Genomic DNA, 22,950 nt, shown 5'->3' with positions numbered 1-22,950 from the left:
GGTGCTAAAATGCTGGCTCATTTAAGTGTAAATAACTTTGCTATTGTAAAATCTCTTCAGCTTGAACTATCAAAAGGAATGACAACCATTACCGGAGAAACGGGAGCGGGTAAGTCCATCGCTATTGATGCACTTAGCTTGTGTCTTGGTGGACGAGCCGAAGCCAGTATGGTTCGTCAAAATGAAGAGAAAACCGAAGTAAGCGCCGCTTTTCTGCTTGATAACAACCTACACGCTACTCGCTGGTTAGAAGATAATGACTTACTTGATGGTCAAGAATGCATTCTTCGCCGCATGATCAATAAAGATGGGCGCTCTAGAGCTTTCATTAATGGAAGTCCCGTCCCACTTTCTCAACTAAAATCTCTTGGACAATTACTTATTAATATTCATGGACAACACGCCCATCAACTATTAATGAAACCCGAACAACAACTGACCATGTTGGACCAGTACGCCGGTCACCATGATCTTTTAAAACAAACTCACCTTGCCTATCAACATTGGCGCCAAGCCCATAATAACCTCAAACAATTGCGAGAAAACCGCCAACAAAATCAAGCTCAACTCCAGTTGCTCGACTATCAAATGAAAGAACTGAATGAATTAGCGCTCGGTGAAGAGGAATTTCCAGAATTAGAGCAAGAACATAAACGTTTAGCCAACAGCGGTGATCTCGCCATCTGTTGTCAAAAAGCCATCAATTTGCTTTATGAAGGTGAGGAAGTCAACATACTCAACTTACTTCAATCCGTCAGCCAAACGGTGATTGAACTTGCCGACATGGATAATCACTTAGCCCATATTCCCACTATGCTAAGTGAAGCAGGGGTTCAATTAGAGGAAGCCAATAATGAACTACGTGCTTACCTTGATAATATTGATGTTGACCCTGAACGAATGGCCTATGTAGAAGAACGCTATTCACGAGTACTTTCATTAGCACGTAAGCATCATGTACTCCCTGAGGAGCTTTACGCACATCATCAAGCTTTACTGCAGCATATGGCTGAGATCGATAGTTCAGAAGAAAAGATACAAGAGCAAGAAGAAGCGCTAAACCATCACTATCAAACCTTCTTCAGCAGCGCAGAAAAACTGCATAAGTCTCGCTGCCGCTATGCTAAAGAACTCGATAAATTGATTAGCTTGAGCATGCATGAGCTCAGTATGGAAAAAGCCCAATTTAAAATTAATGTGAATCAACAAAATGGTCAGCCATCCCCACTGGGATTTGATGATGTCACATTCTTAGTTTCAACAAACCTAGGACAGCCATTACAACCCATTGCCAAAGTCGCCTCGGGTGGTGAACTCTCTCGAATTTCCCTTGCTATTCAGGTCATTACGGCCCAGAAAGTCGATACACCTAGCCTTATCTTTGATGAGGTCGATGTCGGTATTTCGGGGCCAACCGCCGCCGTTGTTGGAAAGATGCTAAGAAAATTAGGGGAATCGACTCAGGTACTCTGTGTCACCCATCTTCCTCAAGTTGCGGGCTGCGGACATCATCAATTGTTTGTGGCAAAACAAACCAAAGCCGGTAAGACAGAAACACAAATGATAAAATTGAATGCTGAACAACGAGTCGCTGAATTGGCCCGTTTACTTGGTGGGAGTCAAATAACAGAATCGACGCTCGCTAATGCTAAAGAGTTATTGATCGCTGCTTAAAAGTTAACCAGTTAGATGAATCTTTGCAACCTAATTCAAAATTCGTAGTCTTAATAAGCTCTGAGCTAAGTGAAGTTTTTACATCTGCTCGGAGCTTGTTTATTATCAACCTAGTTTTGACTCTTACTGGCAGTAGAATTTTAATATGCAGTTAACTAAGTGGCTTGTTGCCATCCCCCTCGCAGTCACCATGTTATCCGGCTGCTCTGTCCTTGAACGATTGGTATACCGAATCGATATTAACCAAGGTAATTATGTTGAACAGCAAGCGGTAGAACAATTGAAATTTGGCATGACCAAGGAGCAAGTTCGTTTCGTTCTCGGTTCGCCGATGCTGATTGAAAATGGTTACCCGAATACTTGGTATTACGTTTACCACCATACACCAGGGCATAACCCCTCTGTTCAGAAGAATTTGATCGTTGACTTCAATGACTCCGGAACATTAGTAACCATTTCGGGAGATTTTCAACAAAGTGATGCCTTCTTTGAAAGTATAAACTAGAGAAGGCTCATCGATGTAGGCTCGACAAGAGCCTAATGGGTATTTTAACTGGCGATAACCATACGACCAACCGTATCATACAAGCGTCCCGATCATGCCTGCTTAGCGTCATCGGGAATTGCTCATCCGAATCACTTTACTTGGTTGTATGATTTTTTTCCGTCTTGGCTTGCTCGGCACGCTTGCGGCGAATTTCTTTCGGATCAGCTAATAAAGGGCGATAAATTTCAATTCGATCATGATCTCGCACTGTCGCATCAAGTTTTACGTTACGGCTAAAAACCCCCACTTTATTTTTAGCCAAATCAATATCTGGAAATGCTTGTAAAATCCCCGACTCCCGAATGATCTCTTCCACCGTCATAGACTGATGCACCACTAAAGTGATCACCCGCTGCTCATGAGGTAAAGCGTACACTACCTCAACATGTATCATTTCAGATTCAATACTCATACCGCATATACCTGTTTGGCTCGCTTAGTAAAGGCATTCACCATATTACTGGTCAGCTCATTGAAAACTTTTCCAAAAGCAAGCTCAATCATTTTACTGGAAAATTCAAATTCCAGTTTCAACTCAACCTTACACGCTTGTTCATCCAACGGAGTAAAAAACCATCCTCCCCGTAAGGTCTGAAAGGGCCCATCCACCAAATGCATAATAATTGATTGACCGTGATTCAAGTGGTTTTCCGTTGTAAAAGTTTTACTAATCCCTGCTTTCGAAACATCGACAGAAGCCACCATTTTATCTGAAGAAGACTCCAGCACTCGCGTTCCAGAACAACCGGGCAAAAAATCTGGATAACTTTCCACATCATTAACCAAATGAAACATTTGCTCTGCACTAAAAGCAACCAGAGCAGAACGACTCACTTGCTTCATTGTTATCCCCTTTATAAAACCCTAAACCACGATTGCGGCTGATTGTACGTTTATCCCCTGTACACCTCAAGTTGAGAACCGCTAACACAGCATAATTAAGAGTACTCTTTGAAGCGCTTGAAGTTATTGAACGATATCCTTATGCTACATCAAGAAAAACATTCCCTTACTTTTGACCAATCCGTATAATGCACCCACTATGGTAAAGAAAAAATCAACGAAAAAAGCGGGTAGCAACACTATCGCGCTCAATAAAAAAGCTCGCCATGAATACTTCATTGAAGATGACGTAGAAGCAGGGTTGGAGCTTCAAGGCTGGGAAGTAAAATCTCTTCGCCAAGGAAAAGCCAATATTGCAGAAAGCTATGTTTTCTTGCGAGACGGAGAGGCTTTTATCTCTGGAATGAGCATTACACCATTGCAGCAAGCTTCCACTCATGTCGTGGCGAACCCAACTCGTGTTAGAAAGTTACTGCTTTCACGCCGTGAGTTAGACAATTTATTTGGTCGCATTAACCGCGAAGGAATGACGCTTGTCGCCCTCTCTTTGTATTGGTCGCGTTCTTGGGTCAAACTGAAAATTGGTGTGGCTAAAGGTAAAAAGCTGCACGATAAGCGAGATGATCTAAAAGATAAAGATTGGCAGCGCCAAAAAGCGCGAGTCATGAAAAGTGCATTGCGTTAATTGTAACCACTTAACCAATGACTTAACCAATTGATGCTAGACAGAGTCTTTGATTCTGGTACTATGCACCAACTACCTCTGGGGCTGATTCTGGATTCGACGGGAATTTTGCAGTCTGAGGTGCATGCCGAGGTGCGGTAGGCCTCGTTAACAAACCGCAAAAAAATAGTCGCAAACGACGAAAACTACGCACTAGCAGCTTAATACCCTGCTAAGAGCCTCTCTGCCCTAGCTTCCGCACGTAAGACGGGGAATAACAGAGAGTCAAAACCAAACGCGCTAGCCCGGATTTTCCCACCTGAGAGATGAACGGCGAATTATAATTCAGGTTAGTCATTCATTCGCGTGTCGGTTCGCAGGTGGGTGGCGAAATTAAAGATCGACTAAGCATGTAGTACCAATGATGAATGATTTTCGGACGCGGGTTCAAATCCCGCCAGCTCCACCAATTCATAGTTTAAAGACGTCTCAGGACGTCTTTTTTCTTGCCTATAACAACCAAAAATCAACAGCTTAGAGTATCATGGTGTCTCAGGACGTTTCACTACATCTTTGACTTTTAGTAACCATTGTAGGAACCTTAGTATTATGTTCCTTATTTTTGGTTCCTAACATGCCTAGACAAACGAAACCGCTCACCGCAACAGAAGTCAAAAATGCGAAGCCCAAGGAAAAAGAGTACAGCCTTGTTGACGGCCAAGGTCTAAAGCTACGGGTTTTGCCAAGTGGCTCTAAACAATGGCAACTCAATTACTACAGACCAACAAATGGCAAACGAGCAAATCTCAACTTAGGACGCTATCCAGATGTTTCTCTTGTACAAGCACGAAAAAGTGCTCTAGAAGCAAGAGGGTTGATCGCACAAAGAATTGATCCTCAGGAACATAAAGAGCGAAAGTTACAGGAACACAAAGCGATTCATGAACATACATTTTTGAACGTTTCTAAAGAATGGTTTGAAATCAAAAAGCACGATATCACTCCTGACTATGCCGTTGATATTTGGCGTTCTCTTGATTTGCACATTTTCCCCTCCCTTGCTGATACACCGGTTAAACAAATTACTGCACCACAAGTCATAGACCTTCTTAAGCCAATAGAGGCCAAGGGTAGCCTAGAAACGGTTAAGCGCTTAATTCAAAGACTGAATGAGGTAATGAACTATTCTGCCAACTGTGGCCTCATCCAAGCCAACCCGTTGACCGGTATTCGTGCGGCTTTCAAAAAGCCCAAAAAAGAAAATATGGCAGCGTTGGCACCGACAGAACTCCCTGAGCTCATGGGAGCTATCGCCAATGCCAGTATAAAGCGTACCACTCGTTGTTTAATTGAGTGGCAACTTCACACCATGACACGGCCTTCTGAAGCTTCAGGCGCTAGATGGGATGAGATTGAGTGGGAAGAAAGGATATGGACCATTCCTGCTGAAAGAATGAAAAAAAGAAGAGAGCACCGCATCCCGCTCACAGAGCAGATGCTGGCGCTATTAGAAGTAATGAAACCGATAAGCGGCCATCGTGAATTTATCTTTCCTTCAGATCGCGATCCAAAGAAACCATGTAACAGCCAAACGGCAAATATGGCTCTGAAACGTATGGGTTTTGCAGGAAGATTAGTTAGCCACGGTCTACGCTCGCTAGCGAGTACCACACTCAACGAACAAGGCTTTGACCGTGACTTAATAGAGGCATCACTAGCCCACGTTGATGATAACCAAGTACGTAGCGCCTATAACCGGACTGACTACCTTGAACGCCACCGCCCAATGATGAGCTGGTGGAGCGAGCATATAGAAGAGGCCGCCAGAGGCAGCCTCTCTGTAACAGGAACTAAGCAGTTAAAAGTGATTTAATCTGACAGATCAAGCCGTGGCAATAGATTGGCTAACCAAGGCTCGTGCTTTTTCTCGCGAACAAAGGCTACGGCTGTCGCAGAAAAAGCGGACTTTCGATTGCAAGCATCAACCAAGTTCTGTTCCATTGTAGCCAAAAAGCCATTCATTATGGCTTGCGATTCTGGGGGAAGAGATGCGTGTTGCTCTATGAACTGTAATGAATCCTTCACTTTCTTGATGACTTCGTTTCTCGCACCCTTAATCGTTTTACTGTTGAGGTTATATCTTTTCGCACTCTCACGAACACGAGAGTATTCATCGGGGTGCGATATTTCGCTATAGCGAGACATAACTGCACCTGGATTTTGCACATAAGAAACCAAGGTAACATCCATTGGACAACATGGATCTAAAAGCTTAACGTCCTCCATCCCGTGAGCAGCGATATTACAACAGTTCCAAACTCGCGTTGCTTCATCCATAAGCGGAAAGTAATCATGCTTACCTCCATTCGCTCTTGGCCGGTTCGCCTCAATGCAAGCGTACCTATAGTTCTTCGCTTCAAATGCTAACCACCAGTATCCTGGGTGCTTTTGGCTTACCCCATGAACTAATCGAGTAGCATAAGACTGCTTTGAAATTTTTACATCACCTTTGGGTCTAAAATGGTCGACATCAAAATCTGTACCTATTCTCGGAACCTCCGAGTACCAACATTTATCCCCAAACTCGCGAATGAACTTAGGTTTAAAGTCACTCCACTTACTGCCAATTGATTTAATTTCAGCAGACTTGTCAGCAGCTCGTTGTACTCTTTGTGCCCATCGTTGTGAATTAACGTCCCAGTTAGCAGGCTTGCACTGGTCAATAAGATTTGGATCTATGTAACGCACTATTCAATCAATCCTTGGTCTTTTAAAATCGCATTAATGAGCTTGAGGCGATACTCTGTCGAGTCCTTGTTTTCTGCCTCCATCTGCTGCATGGCTTTTTTACGAGCAATTAAGAATTGTCGATAGTCTTCATCTGGATGGGTATAGCTATACCCCAATCGATCAAGTGAGTCGTTTAGTTCACTCAACCGCCTAGCCTCAGCCTCGGTCAGAATATCCTTTTCAAGAAGTTTTCGCCTATCTTCAATCACCTTGCTAGTGTGCTGATCCAGCGTCGTTGCCATGTCAAACATGTCACTGGTTAGGATGCCATTGACCCCCATTCCAATTGGACTCTCAAAGGGTGTTTCAGCAAATGATTGCCCATCAGTATCTTTCCTGAGAACCTGAATTTGTTCTTTGTTTAGCTCGGCAATAGCTAACGGGTGGTGTGTGACCATCAAGATATGGCAAAAACGTTTATCAGGTATGAATCGCTTCAAGAACGAATGATATTTGGCTGCCCATGCAGGGTTTAAGTGTGTATCAGGCTCGTCAAGCAAGAACAGAGAGTCTTCCTCAATAGTGAACTCTAATAGCCCAAGTACCGTTAGTAACTGTTGTTCGCCCTCGCTGAGCTCGCTGAAGGAGACAACTTCCCCATTTTTTAATCGCACCTTGATGTGTACACTGCTCAGCAGGTCAGACAACAAAGTGCTTTCGAGCATTTTGAAAAAGTTCTTGGCCCCAAGGCCTTGCGCCACTTTCTTCAGGCTATAGAGATCAGGCAAAAATAAGTGAACAAACTCATTGTTCACGCCCTTGCCTGTTAACGTTGTTTCCTCTTCTCGAACTGCTTTTATCGCACCTAGACTATGCGGCAATATCCGAGAAAGGAAATCACGTACGACACCCCTAGCGCCCCAGAAAAGGTCCTTTTTATTATTCTTTCCCCACTCAGGCCGTCGAAAAACGAAGTGTGCAGAATGGAAAGATTCAATACCGAGCTGGTCTTCTAGAAACTCTCGACCGACACCTTTTTGTTGATTAAGGAAGAAGGCCAACAGCACAAACTGACTGTGAAAGGGTTTAGCGTAGAAAAGAGGACGAACCTCGTCCTCAATTTTCACCTGATTCTTCAGCAATTGGTTATAAAACTTAGTCCTGTGCGGTTTAAACAAGTCTTCTAGGCGATCACTGGGGCCAGAATAGTAAGCAAACAAGTGCTTTGGCAGATAGTCAGAATGACCTTCCTTATCTCGTGTCACTTTGGATAAAGATATGCTTTCTGGCAGAGAGTACTGACCACTGTCGCCTAACGTCGATACTTGTATTTTGTGTTGCTGAATTGGCGTCGAGCCATACTCCGGAGACGCATCAACTTCAATCAGCCTATCGGAAGACGAACCCAGTGAATACCTAAGTTTATAGCTAAATGGTACGGATTCATCACCTAGGTCTAACGCACGAAAAATACGAACTAGTGCCTCAATCACGTTCGATTTGCCTGAACCATTTCGTCCGATTAAAACGGTTAGCAGCTGCTTATTATCAAAATCGATTTCAAGGTCTTGAACGTTTTTAAAACCACTGCGAATATGCAAATAATCTATTTTCACTACTTGGTAGCCTTAAACTGACAGTTTTCACCTTCACCCACTTTTTCGATCAATTTGAGTTCTAACAGACGTTTTAACTCAACAAATAACTCATCAATGGCTTTAAATGTCTCAACTGATGCACTATCAAATAGCTGCTGTGCTGTCATGGCCTTTTTGGCCGACTTTAACTGAGATAGCAATTCGCTCTTATCATCAACCGTTTTTGGTGTTGGCCGAGATTGAATGGAGTTTATATCAGCCTGTTCTAACGTGGTTTCTTCTCGATCTGTAGGTTGTTCATCAATTACATCTTCTGATTGTGGCTGTGCAACTCGCTCAGCCTTGTCTGAGAAGGGCTCAAATAGTTCACCACGAAATGCTCGTGCCAGGATTGATTGCGTGAGCTTATCGACACGAAGTTTCGCGGCTTCATATTGCTTTTTAACCAAGTCAGATTTAGCCAGTAGTTCTGAAACCACTCTTACGATTTCTTCCTGCTCTTCGATAGAAGGCAAATTGAACTCATACGCTTTCAACTTCTGGGCGTTGATGTTTGACTGACTAACGCCATCCGTTTTCACTTGCCAGCAGTAATCTCTCGCATGAGGACTATTCAACTGGATATTGAGGTATTCACTGTTGAGGCGTTCGGTTCCCTGAACTTTGATCAGATAACCAGCAAATATTGCCTCTCTCTCACCACGATAGATAGAAGTCTTTCCAACTAATTCAGGGCTGTTGGTGCGGTTAAATAATACATCACCGGCTTCTAGCTTATATTTTTCAATCTCTTTTTCATCCGATGTATAGACAAGATCTGACCAATCTAATTTGCCGTCTTGCAAGTTACCCATGCGAAGTACCGGTACAGAGCCTTCTTTTTTGGATTTAGCGGAAGATCCGTAATTAAAACCTTTACCGACTTGTTTAAGACTTACATACTCCCAGTCATCCGCATTGTTTGCATCTCGCCACTCTTCGGTAAGCTCCCCCGACACTGCCGCAGACAAAACAGACATACGAAAACGCTTTAATAGCAGAGGTATTTTTTCTAAGCGAGACTTTGCTATTTCCAACTTTTCTAAAACAGAATCAAGTTTATCCGCAATTAGCACCTGCTCTTCTAATGGAGCAACTGCTAACTCAATATCCCTTAGGGTCTCTAAACGAATCCCTTTTACTGTTGTCCCTGCGCCTAAGGACTCTATATGACTTGCTAAAAACCTATATTGCAACTCGAAAAATCGCTGACAAACAGAGTCTTTGAGAAAGATCGCTTTCAAATCTTGATTAATGGCAACAGGAAAAGAGGTCTTAACTACTTTTCCGAGCCCCATTCGAGTTGAAATAATTAGCGTGTTTGGCTCAATTAGTTTCGCACTACTGCTGTCTAGAGCTTCCTTTGAAATCTTGTCAATTGTGTCAACAGGTCTATGAACTCGCATATCTTTGACAGTCATAAATGGTATATCACCATTAAAATAACCGTTGACACTTTTTGATGGCGTTCCACCGCCTAAAATCTTACTGGTTAAATTACCTAATTTTTCCCATTTCCAATCTGATGGCAAATTGCTCATAGCACACCCTCTTCGGAAGGTTCTGCTCCACCAAGGTCAACTAAAATTGCTTGCAAGTCAGAAATTGCGCCTGCTAGCTCCTCAATCGCTTCGGCAATGAGTTCATCAGGCTCTGGCAAACTGGCTGAATCTTCCAAGCTATCATCACGGATCCAAGCCAAATCTAGCGAGTCATCTTTGGCTTTAATCTCATCACGGGTAAATGTGCGCAAGCGGCAAGTATCGATATTACCGACAGCACTACCATTTTGATGGTTATCAATAAAGGCTTGGCGCTGAGCTTCATCCACTTGCGTCAAGTCACCACCCACAGCTCGGTAAAACTCGTCAAAGTGCTCTTTTTCCAAAACGGTCCGTTTGCCAAATTTCGGCATATTGACGCGAAGGTCGTATACCCACACCTTTTTGGTGTTGCCTTTGTCTTGATTGATATCGGTTGGCTTATCGAAGAAGAGAACATTGGTTTTCACGCCGGCTGCATAAAAGATACCGGTAGGCAAGCGCAAGATAGTGTGCAGATTGCATTTTTCCATCAGGTCATTACGAATTTTACGGCCTGTCGAGCCTTCAAATAGTACGTTATCGGGCAATACGACTGCTGCTCTACCGCCTGGCTTGAGCATAACGTGGTACATTGCGTGCAAAAACGCCAGTTGCTTGTTGCTGGTGTAGTGCACAAGATCGTCACGGGTTGGAATACCGCCACCTTGCTTGGTGCCAAATGGTGGATTAGCCAGTATGAGCGATGCCTTAGGCAACGCTTTACCTTCGTTCGATAGCGTATCACCGTACAAAACGCCTGAGTTTTCATCATCCACTGCCAAGTCATGCAGCATCAGGTTCATCATTGCCAAGCGGCGTGTATCTGGCACCAACTCCATGCCAAAGAAGGTGTCATGCTGATAGCTGGCGTAATCAGCTTCATCCAGCCCCGTTACATCGAAGTTCTTCTCCATGTATTGATGGGCTGCAATCAAAAAGCCGCCAGTGCCCGCTGTAGGGTCAACGATAACGTCACCTTTTTGATTGTGGCGTTTATCTTTCGGGGTTGGCTTCATCAGCTCAACCATTACCTCAATCAATACGCGAGGGGTAAAGTACTGGCCTGCGCCTGATTTTTTCTCGCTAGCGTTGATTTCCAGCAAACCTTCGTACATGTCGCCCAAGCCTTCTTGCTTAGCCGAGTACCAATCTAGCTTGTCAATTTCAGTCACCAGCTTTGTTAGCGTTGCTGGTTTACGAATGCAGGTTGAAGCGTTATTGAAAATTGCTTTGGTAATGAGTGAACCATGCGAGCCTAAGTGAACCAGTAGCTTCTTGTATTCTTCAAGGCGTGTTGCAGCATTGAACTTTTCAATGTCTTTCCAACGGTACCCCTCGGGGATCAGCTTTTCTTGACCTGTTTCTTCTACCATTTTCAAGAAAACGAGGAATGTCAGCTCGTTAAGGTATTCATTGTAAGTAACACCATCGTCACGTAGTAAATGACAAAGGCTCCAAAGTTTGTTGATTAAGTCTTGTGTGCTCATCGTTGTTCTTAGTTCATTTAAATTGTTGGGTATTGTAACCGATTATGCGGTTTCTTTACGGTCATCATCCGACCAAATAGCTCGATTAAATTGCGCAAGGACATCAACGACAGGCTGTTCGAAAAGCTTGTTCGCTCGTTGGAGACCACCAAGGCGTTGCTTAAAAATACCTTCGTTTAGATTAGACTCATCAACTACGATATTGGCTTTCATCTGGGCGGCGATAGTTTCCAACCACTCTCGTTGCGGCGTTTTCCAGGCACGACTCGCAAGTATTTTCTCCAAGGCATTATCAACACGTTGCTCATACGGAATAAGGGCCTCACCGATTGCGGCTTGTCGGATAAAACCAATAATTCGGGCGGCGATGTCCTCGTTTTTCACTTCTTTCCACGCTACTTTTAGCTCTTCCTCTCTAAATTCGTTTTTTTCCAGCTCTACAACGAGTTGCTTGAGGTCAGTTCGTGTCAATTCCCATGGTCTTTGGATAACCGTTTGTAATGCCACCATCCGGTTACTATTTGCGTTTACAAACGCTGCAAACGATGACAAGTAATCCTCTGGTTTCTGGCCGCTGCCATAGCCGGTTGACGTACCAGTGACGTTATCGAACTTGTCTGATATCACTATCTTATTGCGTCCATTCCCACCCTGCACTTTCATGTCCAGCAGTTCACCAAGCCCTGGATGATTAGTAAACCATTTCGCGACATCTTCTGTGTTCATTGCTTTCAGTTCTTTGGCGAACTCTTTAGGTGGCTTGCCAACGATTCGCTCAAATTCATCCTGTTGAAGTGGTGTTAAGTGGTTCTTTTTGCTTTGCAGTTTGGCAAGAAATTGATCTTTAGCCAGCTCTTGCAGTTTGGTATCCGCCCCCTTGGTGATCTCTTGCTCCAACTCAGAGAAGGTAATGTCGACCTTGGTCACAACAGGTTTCATTGTGTTCACTTTCTCAAGCTGTTTGTAGATATCTACAGCATCGTAGATGCGGAATCGCTCTTTACCTATCTCATCACAACGGCGCGTAGCTCGACCAAGCATTTGCTCGAACAAGATGCGGCTGTTGACACGTCGCAAGAACACTAGGTTGCAGATGCTCGGCACATCGACACCCGTTGTTAACAAATCCACGGTTACGGCAATATTCGGTAAGCGGTCATTTTTGAACAAACGTATTTTTTCCAGCGGCTTATCCGAGGCTCCCGTAATTTTCTGAATTGCATCATCTTCAACTTCGCCGTGGTAGTCTTCACACGCTTGTTTTAATGCTTCTACGACTTCATCGGCGTGGCGGTCTGTGACACAGAAAATCAATGACTTTTCTTGTGAGTACGGGTTTAAAGAATCGCTTTCGATTAGCCATTTACAGATCACTTTGGTGAACTCTGGGGCGATTACTTTTCTATTAAAATCCGAAACATCAAAATCCAACTCATCTGGCGTATGAATCAAATCAAGTTGCTGAGTTTGCGGATCATAAACTTGAACTTCTTCGTTAACCTGATAATTGATTCCTTCCGTATTTAACTTGGTGTGAATACGAACAGGCGGTAAGTGATCGACTAAGTGCCCATCAATAACAGCTTCGGTATAGCTGTATGAGAATACTGGCTCACCGAATATATCGACTGTGTGAATCGCAGGTGTAGCGGTCAACCCCACTTTAAAGGCATCAAAATATTCGATAACAGCGCGGTACTTGGACATATAGTCTTTTTGGTCCCGAAACTTAATCTCAGTATCGCTGAGTTCTCGGTCAAGCAAATATCCACGGTGGCACTCATCGACCACGATACAATCGTACTGGCCTACACCTGGTTTTGAACCATTTTCTGATGGGTACATGATGCGCTTCACTAAGCCCTGCACTGTCGCTACATGTACTTTGGTGTCGTCATCAGGTACAGCTTTCGGGGCCTTATCCGGCTCCATGCCCATCACTTCGAAGGTGTCTGCGAAAGTATTGAGGTTTTCCATGCGCACTTCACCAAAATCAACCGAGGCTTGAACGCCCAAGGCACTTCTGTCTACTAAGAACAGAATTCGACGAAAACGTTGTGCTTTTAGCAGTCGATATACCAAGGCTATACAGGTCTTTGTCTTACCCGTTCCCGTTGCCATTGCCACCAGCGCCTTTTCTTCTCCATCTTTGATCGCTTTTTCTACAGAGAGGATGGCTGCTTTTTGATAGTCACGGAGCTTTAACTCGTACTCAAAACCCATTTCATCCAACTCTGCGTTGGCTTTTTGAGGTGTTTGACGCAAGTATTCTTTTAGCTCGGGGGGGGTGTACCAGCCTTTGAGGGCTTTTCTACGATTGGTACTATCTCTAACGTCTAAAAACCAAATACCGCTTTCTTGCTTTAGCTGTTTTAAATACGCACGGCCATTGGTGGCAAACACCACTGGTACCAAAAATTCATTGTGCTGGGTCACTTCAACGTTGCTTGCTAAGTGCTGGATACCTTTTGCATAGCGTTTTGCTTGATCAACGGCGCCATACACATTCTTCGCAGATTTTTTCGCCTCAATGGTTGCTACGAGAGTCATTCCCATAAAAAGCGCATAGTCTGCCGGACCTGATTTTGTGGGCCATTCTGCGATGGCTCTATTCTTGTTCGGTTCAGGCCTCGCACCTTTTGAATATCGAAGATTTTCAGTATCGGCTTCCCATCCGGCATCCACCAATTGCTGATCAATAATGACTCGAGTTTCAGCTTCATCCATTTCAAAAAGAGATTTTTCAATTCTTTGAATTTCAGATACTTGATCCGCTTTGGACTTAGAATGGAACATTTGGCGATATAGGATATTTGCTTCATCCATCTTAAGGCGATAAGAAGACAAAGTCTTCTCTTGCTCTTCGGCAAGCTCTTCCCAAATCGCCTTTTCCTCGGCCATTTTTTCAGCGCGCAACTTCTCTGCTTGCGCTTTATCAGCCTCAACTTTGCTAAGTTCTTCAGCGACTCTGATACGATCTTCTGTTCGCTGAGATTCAACTTTCAATCTCTCAACTTGCTCTTCGAGTTGGCGAACATAGTCTGAGGGGTCTTCTGGTTTTACGAACTTCTGAATCTTAAAGCCTTTAGCTGCATCGCCACCGAAAGTGATGTGGAACCACATCGACAACGCATGACCAACCATCAGAGCTTTTAGTGCGTCTCTGTGTGTACTACTGTCAAAAGCATGTGTCGCACTATTGCCAAGTTTACGAATAGTATGGAAGGCATCTCGAACGTTATCATCAAGGCGCAGAACGCAATCTAGCTCTTTGAGAAGATCAATTTGCTTAACGTTAGCACCATACTCAACACCAACACGTGAAGCTATTGTTTGTGCAATAGCCTCTCCCAACTGACGCACGTTGACTAACGCTGTGTTTGGAAACGGGACAAAGTTTCTTTCTGCGCTCTCTGCTAGTTTAAAAAGCCAATCATGGTGTGATTTTAGGAAATCAAAATTACTGAAGTCTGCCATGATGTATTATCCTTCGAAAAATTCTTCATCAATGCGTTTGAGGTAAATCACCTGCTCATCACGGCTACCGATGTTGTAGCGGAGCATCAATTTGGCTAACTCTTTGCCATTAATCAGTACGATGCGCATGCCTAAATCTTTTGCGGTTTGAACAGCGGAAGGCGTGAAATCAGAGGTAGTGATAAAGATGCCTTTCTGCGCCTTCTTTAGGTTAAGCGCACCGAAGAAGTCACGGATTTCACCGGCGCTAATATTGTTGCCGTCCGCATAACGTTTAGCTTGAATATAGATTTGGTCAACTCCAAGTGGATCTTGGTTGATGACACCATCGACGCCGTTGTCGCCACTTTTACCCAAGGTGTGAGCCATACCCTCTCCACTGCCGCCATACCCCATGGCAAGCAACAGCTCAATTAGAAGCTGCTCGAAAAATGCAGGGCTGACTTTACGTGTACGGGCGAGAATTTCCGAGGCTAGCGCATCATTGATTTGTTTGTAGGCCGCGCGCAGAACTTCGTCTGGCGTTGCATCATTGTCAGACAGCGTTGTCTCTTCGACTTTGCTTGAATCCCCATTTTTTTGCTTAGTGAAAGCGTTGAAGTCATCAAAATGTTTAAGGTATTGGTTATTTATCTCTTCACCACTGATTAGAGCATCTTGCCCCAACTCTGTTATCACGAAATGACCACGCCTTGTTGAGTCCAAAAGCCCTGCTTTCGTTAGATAGGTTTTGGCCCATCCGACGCGGTTTGTAAAAGCTGCTTGTCGTCCACTGGGAAGAAGCTCTGTTCTCTCGTCTTCTGACAGATTGAAACGCTCCGCTAGCAAGTCTACAACGTTGCTAAGCTTAACTTCTTCATTCTTCGCAGCCTCTAAGACTGGCTTCATTAAATCTTGATAACTTGGAAGCACTACACACCCTAACCATTTTGACTTTTAATTTCGGCAATATACCAAGACATACAATCAGTTACATTGATATCCGTTACGTTTATTTGGACTTGCCAGCCAATCCAACAATTAATGCTCCCAAGGCCGCTCCCGCAATGAAAGTACCTACATTGCTCCCCCCTTCAGATTTAGCTTTTGTTGCGTTAGCTCTTAGCTGGGCTTGTACGGAGACTTGTTCACTATCCTGAAGATTGTTAACCGTATTCACAACTGAATGAAATAGCACCTCAGGATCAATACCCAGAGCTTTGGCACATTCAAACATCTGGTCGACTGAGAACGTTGACTTTCCAGACTCGAGGCGACTGTAGCTAGCTTGCGAGAGGCCCATATTCTCAGCTAATACGCTCTGCTCAACCCCTAGTTCTTTTCGTTTGTTCGCGACGACTACGCCCAAAATCGATGAGTAAGAAACCATTTTCTCTTGCATTTGCACCACCAATAACAAATTTACACTTGATCAATTAAGTGCATAGGTATAGATTAAATGCATTGATATACGTTTTACGCATTTCAATGTTTTTATTGCATACAAATACTTTAATTTAAAAAGGATAATTTATGAAGAATAAACTTAATATTGGTGACCTGCTTTATCGTTCAAAGCTGCTGGTGGAGCATGCCGGAATCTACTTAGGCAAAGGGAAAGTACTTCACAACTCTCCAAGCGGTAATGTAGAGATATGTGCTTTAGAAGAGTACGCAAATGGCAAACCAGTGAAAGTCGTCTTAAGCCATTTAAGTGAAGACAAGAAAAACGAACTGCTTAATCAAGCAGAACAATTGATCAAGAAAGCTAGAAAATATGGGGTGTTAAATAATAACTGTGAGCATTTAGCCTCCACAGTTCTACACGACAAACCATCCAGTGAGCAGTTACAAGGAGCGAGCCTTGGTGCTGTTGCAGGTTTGCTTTTGGCTCACTGCAACCAATCGAAGAACTCTTTGCTGTACATGTTAGCTGGTGGCCTTATAGGGTGTATGGCTGTCAATGCAGTTCGTAAATATGATTGTGTGGTGTAAAAAAGAAAGGGGTGGGAGGCATAGAACCCCACTCCTGAATCGCAACTCATCTCTGTTTCATATCGCACTATTGCATACCAATCTAAAAACCATGCTGGGGAAAAGACAAATTGATAATAATCCAAACCTAAAATTTGAATACAACAAAATATAACATTAATCACCTGCGTAACTAGCTTGTACCTAGACAGTTTCTGAAATTTCAATTCGACCACAAAACTTCAATCAGCATGATTACATGACTTGTCACATTACTTACTCAAAACAATATGAACCTTAAGGCTTATTAGGTATATTTCTTACCAGTGCTAAATGACTGGAGAAGATCATGGCTATCAACTTCAACACAAAAGTTCGAGGAACACGGGTATATCATAACGGAATCGCCACGAAACCTCGTCCATTGACTGAACCTGATAAAATTGCAGCACTCGAAAGTTTCGAAAGTGATCGAGGTAGAATCATCAATTCCGCCGCAATCAGAAGGCTTCAACAAAAAACCCAAGTATTCCCACTAGAACGTAATGCCGCAGTGCGCAGTCGTCTGACTCATTCTCTCGAAGTCCAACAAGTTGGCCGATATATCACTCAACTAATCTTTAAAGAGCTTTCGGAAAAATCTAAGCAGGAATACAAACTAACTGGATTAGAACGTCAAATCGAGTCAATTGTGGAAATGTCGTGCTTGATGCACGACGTGGGTAACCCACCATTTGGTCACTTTGGAGAGCAAGCAATAAACGATTGGTTTTCTAAAAATTTACTCTCCCTAGTAATGAATAATAAAGGTGAACCCAGAATTGACTTACCGGAACCTATTCAACAAGACCTTACAAATTTTGAAGGTAACGCACAGGCTATCCGCCTAGTTCACACTCTACTTGGACTTAATCTGACATACTCACAAGTCTCAGGGATATTTAAATATACTCGCCGAGGGGATCAAGCACCTCCCAAAGCACAGACGAGTGGCGCTCAACTCAAGTCTTTTGACTACTTAATGAAAAAAGTTGGTTACTACCTAAGTGAACATCGTTATATAGAATCTTTAAAATCAGTGTTATCAATGGACTCCCACTGCAGGTCTCCCTTTTCATATATTATGGAGGCTGCAGACGATATCTCCTATGGCATAGCTGATATTGAAGACGCTGTCGAAAAAGGCATCATTACTATTGGGCAACTCAAAGAAGTGCTAGTTGCCGAATTCCTGCAACTTACTAAGGAGTATGGGTTAACTGATAAATCAACAATGGAAAAAGTTGTTGATATCGCTTATGAAAGTGCTTCCAAAGCGGATAACTGTGCCGATAGCCACTTTTTTATAACGCTACGTGTAGAAATAAACAAACGCCTGCCGCAACACGCTTGCAAGCAATTTATCGAAAACATCGAAGAGGTGTTTCATGGGACGCTTAATCGAGCATTGATTGAAGACAAAAGCGAAAATCATGCTCTTGTTAAAACGTTAAAAAATGTCGCAAAAAACTATGCTTTCTGTGACCCAGAAGTAGAAAAAAGTGAGTTGCAAGGCTATAGAATTATCACCGGACTCTTGGAAGCTTATAAGCCTCTACTTCAACTGGCTCGTGATACATTTACCGATATCAAAAAAGCCCCTCTATACGAGAGAAGGCTTTACAAGAAACTCCCAAATAAGCACCTAAGAGCATATGAGATTGCTATGCAATCACTAGAGGAAAAAGGTAAAGAGCTGGATATTGCTTATTTGCCTTATAATTTTGACAATGATATCTGGGAGTTTTACTTCCGAGTCCGCCTAATTCAGGACTACATTAGTGGTATGACCGATCAATATGCGTTTGATGAATATCGAAATTTATATGTATTAGATTAACGAAATACAGATAATTGAAAATGTAAAAATAAGGGAAGTCATCTTCCCTTTAAATCATTGATAACTTAGCTGGTTGCAGTCATTTAGTTTGAATTATCATCAATCCATTGATATCTAATCGGTCTTGTTAGTTTAGTTACCAAGTTTTGTTCTAGAGCGAGGGATAGCCAAATTTTTACCTGGCCTTTATGTAAATCAGATACTTCCACAAGCTCTGATTCTGATATCGGTTCAATGGCTACAGTTTGTAGATACTGAACAAACAATTGATAAAAGCTGTCTTTAGAAACAATCTCCTGCTCTGCCTTTGTGGGTGAAACAGATTCTTTAGTCTGTGACAAAACATCATTATTTTTCGTTTTTTTCTCAAAACCGTCTTCTACAGCTAGATCATCATTGCTCTCTCTCTGAGGTATTTCATTTGGCTGAGTGAACAAGTCTACTTGTGGTTGACTAAACAAGTCCGTTTGGTTATTAACGTTAGAGATGGTGCTACTAACTAACAACGATTGAACATCCAACTCTGCAATGTTCTCGCTACACCAACTTGCTCCTGCTGCAACAATTCCTGCATTGCCAGCAGTTGAATCTTGCGTTTGTTTAACCCAAGTAGGAACCCAACCTTTCTTTAAGTTCTGAATAGCCCCTTCCCAAGTACCCCCTTTAGCACCTGAATGAACAACTAAAGAGGTATCCGCTAAACAATAAATGTATTTGTTTCTGTCCATTGCATTGAAGCGGTTGAATCCAGCTTCTGGGTTGAAAGGAGATACTAAAACAACGTTGCCATTCATTAAGCCACTGCGGTACTTTGCTGAAGTGGAAGCTTTCAACAAACTGTCAGCGAGTATACCCACAACGGTACCACCAGCATTCATCGCCCCTAACATTGAAGACTCATCGACTCCTCTTGCTCCACCAGAAACTGTCCCCAAACCAGCACTCGCCGCTTTAGACCCAACCTGTTCGGCATACGCAAGATCTGCAAGCGAAGCATTCCGCGAACCTACTACAGCAATACCTCCAGCCTTGAGTAGTGCTTTGTCTCCGCATCCATAGAGTACAGGAGGTGCTTGGTTACCAAGTTGGTGAAGTAGACGTTTTGGGTAGTTTTCTTTGTCGGCGCGAGTAATGACCCATAAGCCAGATCGACTCCATTTTTCGAGCGCTAGTGCCATGCTATGCCCTCGTTTTAAGAGGGCTTCAATCCGCTCTTGAGTGACTTTGTTTTTTGGATCGCGCCACTGAGATAACAACGCTTTCTTATTGTTATCCAGTAAGTCGGCAGGACTGAGTTTGCCATCTCTCAACCACATAGCGAAACGCGCCCACTCCGCATTAGTGAGCGGCTTTGCGGCATCTTTATCATGCTTGCCAAAGTAACTGGTAAGCAGAATAATCGCTTGTGCTGTTGTTGTTAAATTCATTAATCATTTACCGATGTGGAAGCTAAAGCGACAGGATATACTTTACCGCTGCCAGCTTGCTTCAATAATGCGGCACCGACCGTAAAGGTCCATTTAGAACGAACAACATCATCAACCAATAGAACACTTCCTTCAGGCCCTAATTCATTAACTTTGAATACACCATCCAAATTCGAACATTGATGATATCGGTTCTGCTGCCATTTCTGCGGTTCATTCTCTAATACTTTTTCCAAAGAGTCCACGAAAGGAAGCCCCAGCTTATTAGCCAAACGTTTTGCAAAATCAGGAACTAACGTCTTATGGTTTAATGAAGGGATACAACATACCCATGTTGGAAAATCATCTGGCTTCCAACGTTTAGTTATCATCTCGACGGTTGCATCCACCAACTCATCTCTAAAATGGTTATTGTGCTTATCATCAGCAACCATTTGTCCCCAACCGGCATCTCCCCAACGTGAAAGAATTCGACCAGGCTCTGCTGCTAAATCCCCCAATAGTCGCGGAAAATCATATTTCACGAAAGTTTTAGAAGCTTCATCCTTAGACGCAGCTATTTGTTTTCTTGGTTCCATTATTATTTCACTACGACACAAAAAATCCGCAGCCCTTTGACCTAGTGCAGGGTCTACTTTAGAAGGTAAGAGTTCCTCCCCAGTACAGTTTCTGCATTTGCCACATGCTTCAATAGAATGATCGTCCAATGCGTTTCGAACTTTGAGCATCAAGCAGTCTTGAGTTTCTAAATAATCACCTATTTCAATCCACTCAGCTTCTCTTATATCAGTTATGGCTTGGACTTTATCCATGTCCATTTTGTAAGGGACTGGATTTCGGTGCCATTTCTTTCCATTATTACCAACCGGAGCAGGATATTCTGCAGCTAAAAACTTAAGCACATGCTCAATTCTTCCTTGCGGCATATTAGCTTCTCTCTCCAGTCCCTCAGGTGTTAGATACTCTACGGGCTCTAAAGCTTTCAATATACGTTTTACGTTCTCTTCGGTCGGGAAAGCGGTTGTTCGGAAAAACTTGTGAATCCTCGAATCTTCCTCCCCGGACATCAAAACACCAATCGCAGAATCTATACCACGTCCTGCACGACCAACTTGCTGGTAGAATGCAACAATAGATCCCGGAGCTTGGAAATGAATAACGAAGCCTAAGTTTGGTTTATCGTATCCCATACCTAGAGCTGTAGTGGCAACTAAGACTTTCAACTGGTCATTCAACAATTGCAGCTCTAGATACTCTCGATACGCATCAGTATCCAATTTGCCCCGGTCATTGACAAAATCATGGTGTGTAACACCGCTATAGTAAGGCTGAGCTTCGATACCACATAGGTTTAGCCACCGTGATACTACTTCAGCATCTCGTTGAGTGAGTACATATACAATACCCGTATTGGCTAAGGTGGGGATAGTTTGAGCTAACCACGCTAAACGTGATGGTTGATCAGGTAACACTATATTCTGTAGAGCCAAACTTTCTCGGATGAGAGGGCCACGTTGAATTTCAATATCACCTAACTGGGTTTGTATGTCATCAACAACTCTATCATTTGCCGTAGCCGTTGTGCCTAAGACAGGGGTGTTCTTTGGCAATAATTTAAGGATATTAACAATACGTCGATAGTCTGGACGGAAATCATGCCCCCAGTCAGAGATACAATGAGCCTCATCAACCACCATTAAAGAAATCCTGTCTGATGTAGGGCGGAGAACTGTCTCTACAAACTGATCGTTAGCTAGACGTTCTGGCGAAATCAACAAGCAATCAACTTTATCAGCCAAGATATCTTGAGTAACTTTCTCCCATTCGGATGTATTAGTAGAGTTCATCGTTACTGCTTTGATACCTAATCGCTGAGCAGACTCAATTTGATTGCGCATCAATGCAAGCAAAGGTGACACTATGATAACTGGTCCTTGGCCTCTATCTCTGAAGATTTTGGTACTGATGAAGTAAACTGAGCTTTTCCCCCAGCCTGTTCGTTGAACCACCAGCAATTTCTGATTGTGGTTTACCAGTGCATCAATTGCCTCCCATTGTCCCTCACGAAATTCAGCGTCTTGATTACCTATAGCTGTTTTAAGAAGTTGTTCTGCTTCCTGTTTATTCATTTTTCGCACCTATTACCTGAAATCATGCGTAGGTAATTATACCCATCATCAATTTCATTTAATGCGACTAATTGCACTGTTTACATATGCATTCCAGCGTGAGGCTGGTTCAATTTTTCACTGTACCTTTTACTGAATATCTCCTGAACTTTCAGTCCCAAATTGCTAAAAATGGTGCTCGATAAAGATTATGCCATGAACAACGGCGCTCTCAGTATCGAAACCAACGCGTCACTCATTTTGTATGTACTGGATACTTACCATATCGATCTTCATACACAAAAGTCTAACCAGCAAGGGCAACAGATTGTGCTGGGGAACTTTGAAACGCTGAAAAGTTATTTAATGATTTAACCTTGGAGGTAAAACGTGGCCACGATGAAAGATGTCGCGAACCTAGCGGGGGTATCCACAGCAACGCTATCACGTGTAATCAATCGTACAAGTTATGTTGAGCCTGTGACACAAGAACGCGTTGAGGAGGTCGCCCGTGCCAACGGTTGCCAGTTAGTCGTGATCATTGGAGGGCACAATACGCAACAAGAAAAGGAAAAGCTTTTTAGAAAACGGTGGTCAAGTTGGTATCTTATACCCGTGATCATTGAAGATGCTTGATTTTTCATAAAATCAGGATCATGCTACACACCATGAAAATAATACTGACTTCTCAACAGAAACAACAACTCGAACAGATGCACGATTCAACTCGTGATGGGCGAGTGCGTGACCGCATCAAAGCGGTTTTACTTGCGTCTGAAGGTTGGAGCCAGGCGATGATTTCTCAAGCTCTTCGTATTCACGAATCGACCGTTGCTCGTCATCTCAGTGATTATGTTCTCTCTGAAAAACTTAAGCCTGAAAATGGTGGCAGCCAAAGCCGACTTTCTGCTGGGCAAACCATGCAACTTATCGAACATCTG

18 protein-coding genes, 1 other RNA gene and 2 pseudogenes are annotated in these 22,950 nt (G+C 43.2%); 10 read left to right on the top strand and 11 right to left on the bottom strand.

The features are described from left to right. Positions 1-9: 9 nt before the first annotated feature. Both recN and bamE read left to right on the top strand, forming a co-directional pair. Complete coding sequence (gene recN / locus B5D54_RS15710) at positions 10-1,674, top strand: DNA repair protein RecN (protein ID WP_078927502.1); 1,665 nt, start codon at positions 10-12, stop codon at positions 1,672-1,674. 145 nt (positions 1,675-1,819) lie between these two features. Further along, entirely contained in the window at positions 1,820-2,179 is a 360-nt protein-coding gene (bamE, locus tag B5D54_RS15705; protein ID WP_078927501.1) for an outer membrane protein assembly factor BamE, read from the top strand. 136 nt (positions 2,180-2,315) lie between these two features. Here the strand turns inward: bamE and B5D54_RS15700 are convergent, their stop codons facing one another. Next, positions 2,316-2,633 (bottom strand): RnfH family protein, encoded by a 318-nt coding sequence (locus B5D54_RS15700; RefSeq protein ID WP_078927500.1) that lies wholly within the window; start codon positions 2,631-2,633, stop codon positions 2,316-2,318. Further along, the gene (locus B5D54_RS15695) at positions 2,630-3,064 is read right to left on the bottom strand and encodes an SRPBCC family protein (RefSeq protein ID WP_078927499.1); all 435 of its coding nucleotides are present in this window, start codon (positions 3,062-3,064) and stop codon (positions 2,630-2,632) included. The genes B5D54_RS15700 and B5D54_RS15695 overlap by 4 nt, the downstream gene beginning before the upstream one ends. Positions 3,065-3,263: 199 nt before the next feature. Between B5D54_RS15695 and smpB the strand changes: the two genes are divergently transcribed. The 3 genes from smpB to B5D54_RS15680 all read left to right on the top strand — a co-directional run bounded on the left by smpB (position 3,264) and on the right by B5D54_RS15680 (position 5,601). Beyond that, on the top strand, positions 3,264-3,749 hold the full coding sequence (gene smpB, locus B5D54_RS15690; RefSeq protein WP_078927498.1) for an SsrA-binding protein SmpB: 486 nt from the start codon (positions 3,264-3,266) through the stop codon (positions 3,747-3,749). A gap of 80 nt (positions 3,750-3,829) precedes the next feature. Continuing rightward, positions 3,830-4,197, top strand: a transfer-messenger RNA (tmRNA) gene (gene ssrA, locus B5D54_RS15685). A 165-nt stretch (positions 4,198-4,362) separates the two neighbouring features. Then, positions 4,363-5,601, top strand: a complete 1,239-nt coding sequence (locus tag B5D54_RS15680; protein ID WP_078927497.1) for an integrase domain-containing protein — start codon at positions 4,363-4,365, stop codon at positions 5,599-5,601. Here the strand turns inward: B5D54_RS15680 and B5D54_RS15675 are convergent. The 7 genes from B5D54_RS15675 to B5D54_RS15645 all read right to left on the bottom strand — a co-directional run bounded on the left by B5D54_RS15675 (position 5,598) and on the right by B5D54_RS15645 (position 16,023). Continuing rightward, the gene (locus tag B5D54_RS15675) at positions 5,598-6,476 is read right to left on the bottom strand and encodes a hypothetical protein (protein ID WP_078927496.1); all 879 of its coding nucleotides are present in this window, start codon (positions 6,474-6,476) and stop codon (positions 5,598-5,600) included. The two genes, B5D54_RS15680 and B5D54_RS15675, sit on opposite strands and share 4 nt — an antisense overlap. After that, positions 6,476-8,074 (bottom strand): AAA family ATPase, encoded by a 1,599-nt coding sequence (locus B5D54_RS15670; RefSeq protein WP_078927495.1) that lies wholly within the window; start codon positions 8,072-8,074, stop codon positions 6,476-6,478. Before B5D54_RS15670 ends, B5D54_RS15675 begins: the two co-directional genes overlap by 1 nt. Further along, positions 8,074-9,636 (bottom strand): restriction endonuclease subunit S, encoded by a 1,563-nt coding sequence (locus B5D54_RS15665; RefSeq protein WP_078927494.1) that lies wholly within the window; start codon positions 9,634-9,636, stop codon positions 8,074-8,076. The genes B5D54_RS15670 and B5D54_RS15665 overlap by 1 nt, the downstream gene beginning before the upstream one ends. Beyond that, complete coding sequence (locus tag B5D54_RS15660; RefSeq protein ID WP_078927493.1) at positions 9,633-11,165, bottom strand: class I SAM-dependent DNA methyltransferase; 1,533 nt, start codon at positions 11,163-11,165, stop codon at positions 9,633-9,635. Before B5D54_RS15660 ends, B5D54_RS15665 begins: the two co-directional genes overlap by 4 nt. Positions 11,166-11,207: 42 nt before the next feature. Further along, positions 11,208-14,642, bottom strand: coding sequence for a type I restriction-modification system endonuclease (gene hsdR / locus B5D54_RS15655; RefSeq protein WP_078927492.1), 3,435 nt, complete (start codon positions 14,640-14,642; stop codon positions 11,208-11,210). A gap of 6 nt (positions 14,643-14,648) precedes the next feature. Beyond that, positions 14,649-15,554 (bottom strand): restriction endonuclease, encoded by a 906-nt coding sequence (locus B5D54_RS15650; RefSeq protein WP_172459882.1) that lies wholly within the window; start codon positions 15,552-15,554, stop codon positions 14,649-14,651. Positions 15,555-15,633: 79 nt separating this feature from the next. Then, the gene (locus B5D54_RS15645) at positions 15,634-16,023 is read right to left on the bottom strand and encodes a helix-turn-helix domain-containing protein (RefSeq protein ID WP_019283185.1); all 390 of its coding nucleotides are present in this window, start codon (positions 16,021-16,023) and stop codon (positions 15,634-15,636) included. A 131-nt stretch (positions 16,024-16,154) separates the two neighbouring features. On the opposite strand from B5D54_RS15645, the gene B5D54_RS15640 reads away from it, so the two are divergent. After that, positions 16,155-16,616 (top strand): lecithin retinol acyltransferase family protein, encoded by a 462-nt coding sequence (locus B5D54_RS15640; protein WP_078927490.1) that lies wholly within the window; start codon positions 16,155-16,157, stop codon positions 16,614-16,616. Positions 16,617-16,944: 328 nt separating this feature from the next. Then, a complete protein-coding gene (dgt, locus tag B5D54_RS15635) occupies positions 16,945-18,474 on the top strand; it encodes a dGTPase (RefSeq protein WP_078927489.1) in 1,530 nt (509 codons plus the stop codon). A gap of 83 nt (positions 18,475-18,557) precedes the next feature. Here dgt and B5D54_RS15630 read toward each other — a convergent pair whose 3' ends face one another. Then, on the bottom strand, positions 18,558-19,901 hold the full coding sequence (locus B5D54_RS15630; RefSeq protein WP_078927488.1) for a DNA-processing protein DprA: 1,344 nt from the start codon (positions 19,899-19,901) through the stop codon (positions 18,558-18,560). Next, a complete protein-coding gene (locus B5D54_RS15625; protein ID WP_078927487.1) occupies positions 19,901-22,030 on the bottom strand; it encodes a RecQ family ATP-dependent DNA helicase in 2,130 nt (709 codons plus the stop codon). The genes B5D54_RS15630 and B5D54_RS15625 overlap by 1 nt, the downstream gene beginning before the upstream one ends. Positions 22,031-22,198: 168 nt before the next feature. On the opposite strand from B5D54_RS15625, the pseudogene B5D54_RS15620 reads away from it, so the two are divergent. The 3 genes and pseudogenes from B5D54_RS15620 to B5D54_RS15610 form a co-directional block, all read left to right on the top strand. Continuing rightward, a pseudogene (locus B5D54_RS15620) lies at positions 22,199-22,384 on the top strand (BrxR family transcriptional regulator); the annotation flags it as partial. A gap of 15 nt (positions 22,385-22,399) precedes the next feature. Then, positions 22,400-22,588: pseudogene (locus tag B5D54_RS17450) on the top strand (LacI family DNA-binding transcriptional regulator); the annotation flags it as partial. Positions 22,589-22,677: 89 nt separating this feature from the next. Next, positions 22,678-22,950: helix-turn-helix domain-containing protein (locus B5D54_RS15610; RefSeq protein WP_139364784.1), on the top strand; the 273-nt coding region annotated here is incomplete at its 3' end.

It is taken from the genome of Vibrio cincinnatiensis DSM 19608 (assembly GCF_900167345.1).
GTDB classification, from domain to species: Bacteria; Pseudomonadota; Gammaproteobacteria; order Enterobacterales; family Vibrionaceae; genus Vibrio; species Vibrio cincinnatiensis.
This window is presented reverse-complemented; position numbering and strand designations above follow the sequence as displayed.

Bases quoted from the DNA above. Each gene is read 5' to 3' on its own strand.
- recN (WP_078927502.1), top strand. From the start codon at position 10: ATGCTGGCTCATTTAAGTGTAAATAACTTTGCTATTGTAAAATCTCTT.
- bamE (WP_078927501.1), top strand. From the start codon at position 1,820: ATGCAGTTAACTAAGTGGCTTGTTGCCATCCCCCTCGCAGTCACCATG.
- B5D54_RS15700 (WP_078927500.1), bottom strand. From the start codon at position 2,633: ATGAGTATTGAATCTGAAATGATACATGTTGAGGTAGTGTACGCTTTA.
- B5D54_RS15695 (WP_078927499.1), bottom strand. From the start codon at position 3,064: ATGAAGCAAGTGAGTCGTTCTGCTCTGGTTGCTTTTAGTGCAGAGCAA.
- smpB (WP_078927498.1), top strand. From the start codon at position 3,264: ATGGTAAAGAAAAAATCAACGAAAAAAGCGGGTAGCAACACTATCGCG.
- B5D54_RS15680 (WP_078927497.1), top strand. From the start codon at position 4,363: ATGCCTAGACAAACGAAACCGCTCACCGCAACAGAAGTCAAAAATGCG.
- B5D54_RS15665 (WP_078927494.1), bottom strand. From the start codon at position 9,636: ATGAGCAATTTGCCATCAGATTGGAAATGGGAAAAATTAGGTAATTTA.
- B5D54_RS15660 (WP_078927493.1), bottom strand. From the start codon at position 11,165: ATGAGCACACAAGACTTAATCAACAAACTTTGGAGCCTTTGTCATTTA.
- hsdR (WP_078927492.1), bottom strand. From the start codon at position 14,642: ATGGCAGACTTCAGTAATTTTGATTTCCTAAAATCACACCATGATTGG.
- B5D54_RS15645 (WP_019283185.1), bottom strand. From the start codon at position 16,023: ATGCAAGAGAAAATGGTTTCTTACTCATCGATTTTGGGCGTAGTCGTC.
- B5D54_RS15640 (WP_078927490.1), top strand. From the start codon at position 16,155: ATGAAGAATAAACTTAATATTGGTGACCTGCTTTATCGTTCAAAGCTG.
- dgt (WP_078927489.1), top strand. From the start codon at position 16,945: ATGGCTATCAACTTCAACACAAAAGTTCGAGGAACACGGGTATATCAT.
- B5D54_RS15630 (WP_078927488.1), bottom strand. From the start codon at position 19,901: ATGAATTTAACAACAACAGCACAAGCGATTATTCTGCTTACCAGTTAC.
- B5D54_RS15625 (WP_078927487.1), bottom strand. From the start codon at position 22,030: ATGAATAAACAGGAAGCAGAACAACTTCTTAAAACAGCTATAGGTAAT.